This is a genomic window from Pseudomonas lini (assembly GCF_964063345.1).
GTDB lineage: Bacteria > Pseudomonadota > Gammaproteobacteria > Pseudomonadales > Pseudomonadaceae > Aquipseudomonas > Aquipseudomonas lini_B.
Window position 1 is genome coordinate 1,110,953 of record NZ_OZ061318.1, and the last position, 12,483, is coordinate 1,123,435.

The following is a 12,483-nucleotide window of genomic DNA, read 5'->3' on the forward strand; positions in this document are numbered from 1 at the left end:
GGACTGAATGAGCCTGCAACTGAGCTTCGCCGAACACAGCGCCATCGGCCCCCGCGAGGAGAACCAGGATGCTCTGCGCCTGGTCACTCCGGCCCCGGCGCTGGCGGCGAGCAAGGGTTACCTGTTCGCCATCGCCGACGGCGTCAGCCAATGCGCCGACGGCGGTCTCGCGGCCCGTTCGACCTTGCAGGCCTTGGCGCTGGACTACTACGCCACCCCGGAAACCTGGGGTGTCGCCCAGGCATTGGACCGTCTGCTACTGGCGCAAAATCGCTGGTTGCAGGCTAACGGTGGCGGGCAACCGCTGCTGACCACCGTCAGTGCCTTGGTGATGCGTGGCCGGCGTTTCACTCTGGCTCACGTCGGCGATTGCCGGGTTTATCGCTGGCACGCCGACACGCTGCAACGGGTGAGTGAGGATCACGTCTGGGACCAGCCGGGCATGCAACATGTGCTTAAGCGGGCCTTGGGGCTGGATCAACATCTGGTGCTGGACTTTCTCGATGGCGAACTGCGCCTGAACGAGAGTTTCGTGTTGCTCAGCGACGGCATTTGGGCCGTGCTGGGTGACACCGCCATTGCAGGCATTTTGCGCGATCAACCTGACCTGAACAGTGCCGCGCAGACCCTGGTCAGCGCGGCACACCTGGCCGGCAGTCAGGACAACGCCAGCGCCCTGCTGGTGCGGGTCGATGCCCTCGGTGAAACCAGCATTGGCGATGCACTGATTCATCTGCAGCAATGGCCACTCCCGCCTGCGCTGAAGCCGGGCCAGACTTTCGAAGGCTGGCAGGTCGAAGGGATCCTCGGCCAGAGCCAGCAATCGCTGCTCTACCGGGTGCGCGACGCACAACAACAGCCCTGGCTGCTGAAAACCTTGCCCGGTGCACTCCGTGACGATCACCAGGCCGGACAGGCATTGTTGTCGGAGGAATGGTTTCTCAAGCGTGTGGCCGGGCGGCACTTTCCTGAAGTCCATGCCGCCAGTCAGCGTCAGCATTTGTACTACGTGATGCGGGAATATTCCGGGTCGACCCTGGCTGAGCTGCATGAGCGTGTCGCAACGCTGCCATTGGCTCAATGGCTGGACCTGGCCGAACGCCTGCTGCGAGCCATCGGCATATTGCATCGACGGCAGATTCTGCATCGCGATATCAAACCGGAGAACCTGCTGCTAGGGGACGACGGCGAGTTGCGCCTGCTGGATTTCGGCCTCGCCTACTGTCCCGGTCTGTCCGAAGATCAAGCCTGCGCCCTGCCCGGAACGCCCAGCTATATAGCGCCGGAAGCCTTTCGAGGTGACGCTCCTACACCACAACAGGATTTGTATGCAGTCGGCGTGACCTTGTATTACCTGCTCACCGGACATTATCCCTACGGCGAAATCGAAGCGTTCCAGCGCCCTCGGTTTGGTGTGCCTGTCAGCGCCAGTCGCTACCGGCCCGACCTGCCGGAATGGATCGCGCAAAGTCTGGAGCGCGCGGTAGCGGCGGCTCCGGATCAGCGTTTTGAAACAGCGGAAGAATGGTTGTTGCTACTGGAACAGGGAGAACGACGCAGTTTGAGCGTGCGCCCCAGACCGTTGCTGGAGCGCGAACCGTTGAAGGTCTGGCGGACGTTGGCACTGGTGTCGTTACTGGTGAATCTGGTGCTGCTGTTTTTGCTGTTTCATGGTTGAGTTTTTCACTTCACCCAAAAGATCAAAGGATCGCAGCCTGCGGCAGCTCCTACCGGTGCCCACGATCTCCTGTAGGAATTACCGCAGGCTGCGATCTTTTGACTTTTCTGCTTCAAAACCGGGCATAGCGCATTGAACCGGTGCACGCAAACACCCTCCTCCCACGGTGAGAGCCCATAAATTCGGCATTTTGACGACTTGGCACAACCGCTGCATTACCTTTTCCAACATACATAAAGCCCAGCCTTCAACGTAGAAGGCTGCGCTGCCCGAGAGAACGGGACAAGGACAAAGGCGTCCTCGCTAGTTAACTAGCGAGACGCCTTTTTTTGTTTGCGCAAAATTTTGTCGAGCAAGGCCTGAATGCCCTGATGAGGCAGGCCCGAGCTCCCCGGAGAACCTGATGAAAAAACTAAAACTAGTGATGATCGGCAACGGCATGGCCGGGGTTCGTACCCTGGAAGAACTGCTCAAGCTGAGTAATGAGCTGTACGACATCACGGTCTTCGGCGCCGAACCCCATACCAACTACAACCGCATCCTGCTATCGCCTGTACTGGCCGGCGAACAGACGTTCGAAGAGATCGTGCTCAACGATCTGGACTGGTACCTGGAAAACAACATCAAGCTGCTACTCAACCGCAAAGTGGTGGAGATCGACCGGGTCAAACGCCGGGTCATCGCCGAAGACGGCACCGAGGCCGAATACGACCGTCTGCTGATTGCCACCGGCTCGACCCCGTTCATCCTGCCGATCCCTGGCAACACCTTGCAGGGCGTGATCGGCTACCGCGACATTGCCGACACCCAGGCGATGATCGACACCGCCAAGACCCACAAGCACGCCGTGGTCATCGGCGGCGGCCTGCTGGGTCTTGAAGCCGCCAACGGCCTGATGCTGCGCGGCATGCACGTCACCGTGGTGCACATCGGCGAATGGCTGCTGGAGCGGCAACTGGACAAAACCAGCGGCCAGCTCCTGCAAACCGCTCTGGAAGGCCGCGGCCTGCATTTCCGTCTGTGCGAACAGACCCAGGCCCTGCACGACGCCGGCAATGGCCGGGTCGGCTCGGTGCAGTTCAAGAACGGCGACATCATCCCTGCCGACCTGGTGGTGATGGCCGCCGGTATTCGCCCCAATACCGAACTCGCGGAAAAATCCGGCATCCCGTGCAACCGCGGGATTCTAGTCAACGACACGATGCAAACCTACGACCCTCGGGTCTACGCCATCGGCGAATGCGCCAGCCACCGTGGCATCGCCTACGGTCTGGTCGCGCCGCTGTTCGAACAGGCCAAGGTGTGCGCCAACCACCTCGCCCAATTGGGTTTCGCCACCTACAAGGGTTCGGTGACTTCGACCAAATTGAAAGTCACCGGCATCGACCTGTTTTCCGCTGGCGACTTCATGGGCGGCGAAGGCACCGAGACCATCACCCTCTCCGACCCGATCGGCGGGGTCTACAAAAAACTGGTGATCAAGGATGACGTGCTGGTCGGCGCCTGTCTGTACGGCGATACGGCAGATGGCGGTTGGTATTTCCGGCAGATCCGTGAGAACCATGGCATCGGAGAGATCCGCGATCACTTGATGTTCGGCGAAAACGCCTTGGGCGACGTAGGACACCAGGGCCAGGACAAAGCCATGAGCATGGCCGACACCGCCGAAGTCTGCGGCTGCAACGGCGTGTGCAAAGGCACCATCGTCAAGGCCATTCAGGAACACGGACTGTTCAGCGTCGATGACGTAAAGAAACACACCAAGGCTGCCAGTTCTTGCGGTTCCTGCGCCGGCCTCGTCGAACAGATCCTGATCAACACCGTGGGCGGCGCGGCGGACGTCAAACCGAAAAGCGAAAAAGCCATCTGCGGTTGCAGCGACCTCAACCACGGGCAAATCCGCCAGGCCATCCGCGACCAGCACCTGCTGACCATCGCCGGCACCATGAGCTACCTGAACTGGCGTACCCCGAACGGTTGCGCCACATGCCGTCCGGCGCTCAACTACTACCTGATTTCCACCTGGCCAGGCGAAGCCAAGGACGACCCGCAATCGCGCCTGATCAACGAACGCGCCCACGCCAACATTCAGAAAGACGGCACTTACTCTGTAGTCCCGCGGATGTGGGGCGGTGTGACCAATCCTTCAGAGTTGCGGCGCATTGCCGACGTGGCCGACAAGTACAACGTGCCGATGGTCAAGGTCACCGGCGGCCAGCGCATCGACTTGCTGGGAATCAAAAAGCAGGACCTGCCAGGTGTCTGGAAAGACCTGGACATGGCGTCCGGTCACGCCTACGGCAAATCCATCCGCACCGTAAAAACCTGTGTCGGCAGTGAGTTCTGCCGCTTCGGCACCCAGAACTCCACGCAACTGGGCATCGAGCTTGAGCACGACCTGTTCAACATGTGGTCGCCGCACAAAGTGAAACTGGCCGTCTCCGGTTGCCCACGCAACTGCTCAGAAGCGGGGATCAAGGACGTCGGAATTATCGGCGTGGATTCCGGCTGGGAGATGTACATCGGTGGCAATGGCGGGATCAAAACCGAAGTCGCGGAGTTCTTCGTCAAACTGAAAACCGCCGAAGAAGTGCGCGAATACAACGGCGCCTTTCTGCAGTTGTATCGCGAAGAAGCCTTCTACCTCGAGCGCACCGTGCACTACCTGCAACGGGTCGGCATGGAACACATCAAGAAAGCCGTGCTGGAAGACCCGGAGCGGCGCAAGGCATTGAATGATCGCCTGCAATTTTCCCTGTCGTTCGAGCAGGACCCCTGGAAGGAACGCCTCGAACAGCCGTTGTTGAAAAAAGAATTCGAGGTCATTCCCGTGAAGAACCTGGAGGTGTCGGTATGAACTGGCTGGATATCTGCGCACTGGAAGAGATCAACACCCTTGGCTCGCGGATCATCGCGGGCCCGAAAGGCGACATCGCGATTTTTCGTACGAGCGACGATGAGGTTTTCGCCCTCGACGACCGCTGCCCGCACAAGGGCGGCCCGCTGTCCCAGGGTTTGATCTACGGCAAGCGGGTGGCCTGCCCGCTGCACAATTGGCAGATCGACCTGGAAACCGGCGAGGCCCAGGCCCCGGATATCGGCTGCGCCCACCATCACTCGGCACGGGTCGAGAACGGCCGGGTGCTGCTGGCCCTGCGGGAAGCAAGCTGATGGACCGTCAAATCACCGCCTCCACCTGCTGCTACTGCGGGGTCGGCTGCGGCGTGCTGATCGAGCACGACGGCGAGCGCATCCTCGGCGTCAGCGGCGATCCCGCACACCCGGCCAACTTCGGCAAATTGTGCAGTAAAGGTTCGACCCTGCACCTGACCGGCGACTTGGCGGCACGGGCGTTGTACCCGGAACTGCGCTTGGGCAAAGGCCTGGCCCGCAGCCGCACCGACTGGGACACGGCCCTTGATCATGCCGCCAGCGTCTTCGCCGAAACCATCGCCGAGCACGGCCCGGACAGCGTTGCGTTCTATATCTCCGGGCAGTTGTTGACCGAGGATTACTACGCCTTCAACAAACTGGCGCGAGCGCTGGTGGGCACCAACAACATCGACAGTAATTCACGGCTATGCATGTCTTCGGCGGTGGTCGGCTACAAGCGCAGCCTCGGCGCCGATGCTCCGCCTTGCAGCTACGAAGACCTGGAGTTGAGCGACTGCGTGATGATCGTCGGCAGCAACATGGCCTACGCCCACCCGGTCCTCTTTCGTCGCCTGGAAGAAGCCAAATCCCGTCGTCCACAGATGAAAGTCATCGTCATCGATCCACGGCGCACCGACACCTGCGATTTGGCTGACCTGCATTTGGCGATTTTGCCCGGCACCGATGTCGCCTTGTTCCATGGGATTTTGCACCTGTTGCTGTGGGAAGACTGGGTTGACCGCGATTTCATCACGGCCCACACCGAAGGCCTCGCCGAGCTGAAAAACCTGGTGCGCGATTACACCCCGTCAATGGTTTCGCAACTCTGCGGCATCAGCGTCGAGCAACTGCATCAATGCGCGGAATGGGTCGGCACTTCACCGAGCTTTCTGTCGCTGTGGTGCATGGGGCTGAATCAGTCCACCGCCGGCAGCGCAAAAAACAGCGCGCTGATCAACCTGCACCTGGCCACAGGACAAATCGGCCGCCCCGGTGCAGGACCTTTCTCACTGACGGGTCAGCCGAATGCCATGGGCGGCCGGGAAACCGGCAGTTTGTCGAACCTGCTGCCAGGCCATCGCGAAGCGGCCAATGCCGAACACCGCGCGCAAGTGGCCGACTACTGGGGCGTTGATCAACTGCCCGCGAACACCGGGCTAACCGCCATCGAACTGTTCGAGCAGATGCGCAGCGGCAAGATCAAAGCCCTGTGGATCGCCTGCACCAACCCTGCACAGTCGCTGCCGGATCAGAGCTCTGTGCGCGAGGCACTGCAAGCCTGCCCGTTCGTAGTGTTGCAGGAAGCCTTTCGCACCACCGAAACCGCCACGTTCGCCGACCTGCTGCTGCCCGCCGCCAGTTGGGGTGAAAAGGACGGCACTGTCACCAACTCTGAACGGCGCATTTCCCACGTCCGTCAGGCCATCGGCGCACCCGGTGAAGCACGACCCGACTGGGCGATCACCGTGGATTTCGCACAGCGCCTGGAAAAACATCTGCGCCCTGGAGCAACCAGCCTGTTTGCCTTTGAAACTCCGGCGCAGGTCTTCGATGAATACAAACACCTGACTCGCGGCCGTGACCTCGACCTCTCCGGAATCAGCCATGCGCTGATCGACCAGCTCGGTCCGCAGCAATGGCCCTTCCCCGCCGGAGCCCGCGAAGGCACGGCGCGGCTGTATCTCGACGGAGTTTTCCCTACAGCCAGCGGGCGTGCTCAGTTCGTCACCGACCCGTATCGCGCCGCCAAGGAGCAACGCGATGCGCGCTTCCCGCTGACCCTGATCACCGGCCGCCTGCGCGATCAATGGCACGGCATGAGCCGCACCGGTACCGCCGCGCAGCTATTCGGCCATGTCAGCGAAGCCGTGTTGAGCCTGCACCCGGATGAATTGCGTCGGCATCGCTTGCAACCGGGCGATCTAATCAATCTGAAAAGTCGCCGGGGCTCGGTGATCGTGCCGGTCAGCAGCGATGACAGCGTACGTCCGGGCCAGGCCTTCCTGCCGATGCACTGGGGCGACCGCTTTCTCAAGGGCGGCGTGAACACCCTCACCCTTCCCGCCTTCGACCCACTGTCGAAACAACCGGAACTCAAACACAGTGGTGTGCGACTCGAGCCTGTGCAATTGCCCTGGCAGCTTTTCGCCCTGATAGAGGGCGATGTTCAACAGCACTTGGAGACGCTGCGACCGCTCTGCGAGGCGTTTTCCTACGCAAGCCTCAGCCTCACAGGCCGTGAGCGCCCGGCACTGCTGATACGCGCCGCCAGCGCCACCGCGCCAGAGCCGCAGCTATTGCGTGATATCGATCAATGCCTGGGGCTCAACGACGGTCCGGTATTGGCCTACGACGATCCCCGGCGCTCGATTGGCAAGCGGGTACGGATCGAGAACGGTCGGATCACCGCGATTCGCCTGGCCGGTGAAACCCTCGCTCAGCACTGGCTGCAAAGCCTGTGGCTGGAAGGTCGCGCCGACGAACAGCTACGCCGTTGGCTGCTGGCGCCTTTGAGTGCGCCACCGGGCAGCGCTGGCGGTCCGGCATCGGGCACCAAAACCCTGTGCAACTGCATGAACGTCAGCCAGAACGCGGTGTGTGCCGGCATCAGCCGTGGTCTGGATTTGCAGGGTTTGAAACAAGAATTGGGCTGCGGCACGCAATGCGGCTCCTGCGTCCCGGAAATCAAGCGTTTGCTGGCCGCCACTGCGCAGCCAGTCGCCGTCATCTCGTGAGGAAAACACTATGAGCGCAAAAGTCTGGCTGGTGGGTGCGGGTCCTGGCGACCCTGAATTGCTGACCCTCAAGGCGGTTCGAGCGTTGCGCGAAGCGGACGTGGTGCTGATCGACGATCTGGTCAATGACGCGGTGCTGGAGCATTGCCCGAATGCGCGAATTATTCCTGTGGGCAAGCGCGGCGGCTGTCGCTCCACGCCTCAAGCCTTCATTCATCGCCTGATGTTGCGTTACACCCGCCACGGCAAATGCGTGGTGCGGCTCAAGGGTGGCGATCCGTGCATCTTCGGGCGCGGCGGTGAAGAAGCGCAGTGGTTGCGTGAGCGTGGCGTCGAGGTTGAGCTGGTCAATGGCATCACCGCGGGTCTTGCCGGCGCGACCCAATGCGATATCCCGCTGACACTAAGGGGCGTCGCGCGTGGCGTGACACTGGTCACGGCGCACACTCAAGATGACAGCAGCCTGAATTGGCAGGCCCTGGCTCAAGGAGGCACCACACTGGTGATCTACATGGGCGTGGCGAAGCTCAGTGAAATTCGCGAGCAACTGCTGGCCGGCGGAATGGCTGCCGATACACCTGTGGCGATGATCGAAAATGCTTCCCTGCCGCACCAACGGGAATGTCGGAGCGACTTGGCAGCCATGGAAGACGATGCCTGCGACTTCCAGCTCAAAAGCCCGGCGATCCTGGTGATCGGTGCTGTGGCGGCTTGTGATGAGATCAAAAGATCGCAGCCTGCGGCAGCTCCTGCATTGGCTCGGTGTTTATCCTTGTAGGAATTAAAAGATCGCAGCCTTCGGCAGTTCCTACAGGGATAAATACCAAATCCATGTAGGAACTTCCGCAGGCTGCGATCTCTTAGCAACAGCGCACAACCAACTCTGAAACCCAAATCGCAGACAAAGAAAAGCCCGGCCTAAGCCGGGCTTTTCCAGAGCTGCGAGCTAATTACTTACCGCTAGCTTCAACCTGTGCTTCTACGCGACGGTTTACAGCGCGACCAGCGTCAGTTTTGTTGTCAGCAACTGGGCGGGATTCGCCGTAGCCAACAGACTGAACGCGGGACGATTCAACACCGTACTGGTTGGTCAGAACTTGCTTAACGGCGTTTGCACGACGCTCGGACAGTTTCTGGTTGTAAGCGTCAGGACCGACGGAGTCAGTGTGACCTTCAACAGTAGTAGTGGTGGATGGGTACTGCTTCATGAAGTCAGCCAGGTTTTTGATGTCGCCGTAGCTGTTAGGCTTGACTACCGACTTGTCGAAGTCGAATTTCACGTCCAGCTCAACACGAACAACTTCAGCAACTGCTGGGCAGCCATCAGCGTCAACAGTTACGTTGGCGGCGGTGTCCGGGCACTTGTCAACGTTGTCGCAAACGCCATCGTTGTCGCTGTCGGAGCAGACTTCAGCTGGTGCTGGAACTGGAGCAGCAGCAGGCTTGGAGCCGCCACCGAAGTTCACACCGATACCAACACTAGGAGCCCACTCGGTGTCGCCCTGGTCGATGTTGTACTGAGCTTCAACGCCGGCACGGGCGTAGAAGTTCTCGGTGAAGTACAGCTTGGCACCGCCGCCAACGTTGGCGAAGGTGGAACCGTTACGACCGCTTTTGCCGTTCTGACCAATGCTTTGGTCGGAGAAGCCAGCCGATACGTACGGACGCAGCATGTCGCCCGGGTTGTTGAAGTGGTACAGAGCATCCAGAGCGGTGTTGGAGCCCTTGATGTTACGACCGTCGTCGGAACGCACGTTGTGCACTTCGTCGTAGGCCAGACGCAGTTCAACGTCGTCGGTCAGGAAGTAACCAACAGAACCGCCGAACAGGTTGCCGTTGTTCTTGAAGTTACGAGCGCTGTCGAATTGTTCTTTCTTAGCGAAGCCTTCGATTTCAACTGCGCCTTGGCCTTGTGCCAGAGCGCCGAACGAAGTGGCGGCAATCAAAGAACCAATGGCCAAGCCCAAGGTGTTTTTCAGTTTCATCCGTTAAATCCCCATCTGGTGATTGTGAAGCAGTCCCGCAAACCGGGGGACAACTCGGCGGCAAGTCTATCAGAACTTGCCTACACGTAAGAGATATTTGCGCCGAACTAAGTTTCAGCAATGCCTGCAAATTTCTCACGCAATTTGTCTAGAGCGCGTTTGTAACGCATTTTTGTCGCACTCAAACCCATGTGCATTATGTCTGCGATCTCCTGAAATTCCAGCTCTGCGACAAATCGTAGCACCAGAATTTCACGGTCGATCGGGTTCACATACACCAGCCAGCGATCAAGTCCGCCCTTCTCCTCGGGTTTCGGCGTCTTTTCTTCAGACGCTTCCTCAAGGGGGTCCAGACTCAAAGCGTCCATCAAGCGACGCTTTCGCCGTTCTTTCCGATACTGCGTGATGCACTCGTTGTACGTGATGCTATATAGCCATGTCTTGAACTTCGATTTGCCCTCGAAGTTCTTCAGGCCGTAGAGCACCTTCAACATCACTTCCTGACAGACATCGTCTGCATCACGATCGTTCCCAAGATACCGTGCACAAACGTTAAATAATGTTCGCTGGTAACGCCGCATCAGTTCTTCATAAGCGCGCGTTACGTGAAACAGCTCGGTATGCGAGCGCGCGACCAACTCCTCATCAGAGAGCTCGCGGGGGTCGTAGCGCGTGGAGAGCGATTGAGCTTTATTCAAAACAAGTCTGGCCGACAGTCAGGTCAATGTCCGCCGCAGCCCTTCAGGGCATTTTGCGGCGGCATACATTAGCAGGATTTGCCGGGTTAGCGGCTACTCACATGCTGCTCCAAGAGAATCCGATTCGAGAGAGATACTAGCTCACCCTCATCGGTCAGGACGGTGGTTTTAACCGTGCCGATCTCTTCGATCTGACCTTCGACCTCGCCAACACGCACTTGTTGCCCAACCTGATACAACTCACGCACATAGATTCCCGCAAGAATCTGACCGGCAATTTCCCGGCTTCCCAGGCCCATGGCCAGCGCAACCGCCAGACCAACGGTAATCAAGACGATCACGATCACATGGTTGAGCAGATCTGTCTTGACCTCCAACTGGCTGATCGCAACCGAAATACTGATGATGATCACCAGGCCCTGGGCAATCCGCCCCAGGCCCGCGGCGTAATCAAGCCCTACGCCTTCTGCCGCGCCACGCACCAGCCCATTGGCCAATTGCGCCAGCAAGACACCCACCAGCAGCACCAGCGCAGCGCCGAATACTTTCGGTAAATACAGCGCCAACATGTCCAGCGTAGCCGAAACCCGCTCAAGTCCAAGTGATTCTGCGGCTGAAACCAGAAAAATCAGCAGAACGAACCAATAGACGATCTTGCCGATCAACGTCGAGATCGGCACCTGAAGGCCGGCGCGGGACAGCAATTTGGTCAGCCCGGTACCACCCATGAGGCGATCGAGGCCCAGTTTGGCAAGCAATTTGGAGAGCAGCGTGTCCAGCAGTTTGGCCACGACAAAACCCAGCAGCAGCACAACCAGTGCGCCGAACAGGTTCGGAATGAAGTTCGCAACTTTGGTCCATAACGCAGTCATTGCAGTGACGAGGCTCTGAGTCCAGAGATCAAGTTCCATATTCAATCAGCCTTATCAGCAGTGCGAGCGGTAGGTTTACGAAGACGGGAAACCGGCGAGATATGGGCCGATCCGTTATTCAGGGCGATCATCAACGCGGGCAACCAGCGGCCCAGCAGGCTGAACAGATCGCCGGCACCGACCTGGCGGTTGGCGGTTTTCAGCACGCGACCCAGACAGGCATCGTCGTCACGGGCGGACGGCGAAGCTTTGAGCATGTCACGCAAAGATTGTTCAAACGGATCGTGCATACGCACCTCTCGTGATATCTGTGAAAGACGCGGTCAAATTTGGTCGGGTCACATGACTCATCATCAGAACCAGCGCAACCGTCGGAATAGCCACCACTGCGCCAGCGCTACCGAGCCTGCCAGCAAGCAGGCGATCAGGAAGCCATAAGGGCTGCTGGAGAACGGAATGCCGCCGACGTTGATACCCAAAAGACCGGTCAGAAAACTCATCGGCAAAAAGATCCCGGTGATGATCCCGAAGCGGTACATCGTGCGGTTCATGCGCACGGTCAGACGCCGGTCTTCGGCCTCCAGGACCAACCCCACGCGCTCCCGGGTCAATTCCAGCTCCTCGAGATAACGGGTCAGGCTGTTGTTCAATTCGTTCCAGTAATCGCCATCGTCTTCGACGAACCACGGCAGTTTTATCCGGGTCAGTTGCCCGAAAATATCCCGTTGCGGTGCCAGAAAACGTTTCAGTGCGGCCGCCCTGCGACGGATCTGCAAAACGGCTCCATGCTCCGGTGTATACCGTTCGTCGGTATCCAGCTTTTCTTCTTCCTCATCGACGATTTCCGAGAGGCAGCTGACCAGATCCTGCACCTTATTGGTGAGGTATTGCGCCATATAAAGAATGAGTTCGGAGGCGGTTTTCGGCCCTTTGCCTTCGGCCAGTTGCACCAGCAACTCATCAGTGGCGCGCAATGGCCGCAGACGCAGGGAGATCACCCGCTGGGCCGAACCGAAGATCCGCACCGAGACCATGTCTTCCGGCTCGGCACCAGGATTGAGGTTAATCCCGCGCAGAAACAGCAAAAGCTCGGAGTCCGGCAGCGGCAAAAGACGCGGCCGGGTGTTCTCTTCCAGCAACAAGTCGCAACTAAATTCACTCAGACCGCTGTATTTACGCAGCCAGGTCTGGGTTTGCGGGTGACTACGATCCCAGTGCAACCACAGGCTTTCATGGGCCTGCAACTGCAAGTCATCGAGTTCAGTCCGGGCTATCGAACGCGCACTGCCTTTACCGTCCAGCACGAGGGCGTGCACCAGCCCCCACTGCGCGTTTTCTTCCTCGAACATCCTCACCCCTTTA

10 protein-coding genes are annotated in these 12,483 nt (G+C 59.2%); 5 read left to right on the forward strand and 5 right to left on the reverse strand.

Going from position 1 to position 12,483, the window contains the following annotated elements; translation table 11 throughout:
• Nucleotides 1-7: 7 nt before the first annotated feature.
• The 5 genes from AB3226_RS05100 (at nt 8) to cobA (ending at nt 8,344) form a co-directional block, all read left to right on the forward strand.
• Nucleotides 8-1,678 carry a protein kinase domain-containing protein gene (locus AB3226_RS05100; protein WP_367372269.1) on the forward strand — a complete coding sequence of 557 codons (1,671 nt, stop codon included), beginning with the start codon at nt 8-10 and terminating at the stop codon, nt 1,676-1,678.
• A gap of 403 nt (nt 1,679-2,081) precedes the next feature.
• Complete coding sequence (gene nirB / locus AB3226_RS05105) at nt 2,082-4,535, forward strand: nitrite reductase large subunit NirB (RefSeq protein ID WP_367372270.1); 2,454 nt, start codon at nt 2,082-2,084, stop codon at nt 4,533-4,535.
• Nucleotides 4,532-4,849 (forward strand): nitrite reductase small subunit NirD, encoded by a 318-nt coding sequence (gene nirD, locus AB3226_RS05110; RefSeq protein ID WP_007902067.1) that lies wholly within the window; start codon nt 4,532-4,534, stop codon nt 4,847-4,849. Before nirB ends, nirD begins: the two co-directional genes overlap by 4 nt.
• Nucleotides 4,849-7,566 carry a molybdopterin-dependent oxidoreductase gene (locus tag AB3226_RS05115; RefSeq protein WP_367372271.1) on the forward strand — a complete coding sequence of 906 codons (2,718 nt, stop codon included), beginning with the start codon at nt 4,849-4,851 and terminating at the stop codon, nt 7,564-7,566. Before nirD ends, AB3226_RS05115 begins: the two co-directional genes overlap by 1 nt.
• 10 nt (nt 7,567-7,576) lie before the next feature.
• On the forward strand, nt 7,577-8,344 hold the full coding sequence (gene cobA, locus AB3226_RS05120) for a uroporphyrinogen-III C-methyltransferase (RefSeq protein ID WP_367372272.1): 768 nt from the start codon (nt 7,577-7,579) through the stop codon (nt 8,342-8,344).
• Nucleotides 8,345-8,516: 172 nt separating this feature from the next.
• Here cobA and AB3226_RS05125 read toward each other — a convergent pair whose 3' ends face one another.
• From AB3226_RS05125 to AB3226_RS05145, 5 genes are all read right to left on the reverse strand, one after another.
• Nucleotides 8,517-9,551, reverse strand: a complete 1,035-nt coding sequence (locus AB3226_RS05125; RefSeq protein WP_367372273.1) for an OmpA family protein — start codon at nt 9,549-9,551, stop codon at nt 8,517-8,519.
• Nucleotides 9,552-9,658: 107 nt separating this feature from the next.
• On the reverse strand, nt 9,659-10,249 hold the full coding sequence (gene sigX / locus AB3226_RS05130) for an RNA polymerase sigma factor SigX (RefSeq protein WP_032834987.1): 591 nt from the start codon (nt 10,247-10,249) through the stop codon (nt 9,659-9,661).
• Between the two features lie 86 nt (nt 10,250-10,335).
• Nucleotides 10,336-11,160 (reverse strand): mechanosensitive ion channel family protein, encoded by an 825-nt coding sequence (locus tag AB3226_RS05135; protein ID WP_007902078.1) that lies wholly within the window; start codon nt 11,158-11,160, stop codon nt 10,336-10,338.
• A gap of 2 nt (nt 11,161-11,162) precedes the next feature.
• Nucleotides 11,163-11,411, reverse strand: a complete 249-nt coding sequence (locus AB3226_RS05140; protein WP_367372274.1) for a CrfX protein — start codon at nt 11,409-11,411, stop codon at nt 11,163-11,165.
• A 63-nt stretch (nt 11,412-11,474) separates the two neighbouring features.
• On the reverse strand, nt 11,475-12,470 hold the full coding sequence (locus AB3226_RS05145; RefSeq protein ID WP_367372275.1) for a zinc transporter ZntB: 996 nt from the start codon (nt 12,468-12,470) through the stop codon (nt 11,475-11,477).
• Nucleotides 12,471-12,483 lie beyond the last annotated feature (13 nt).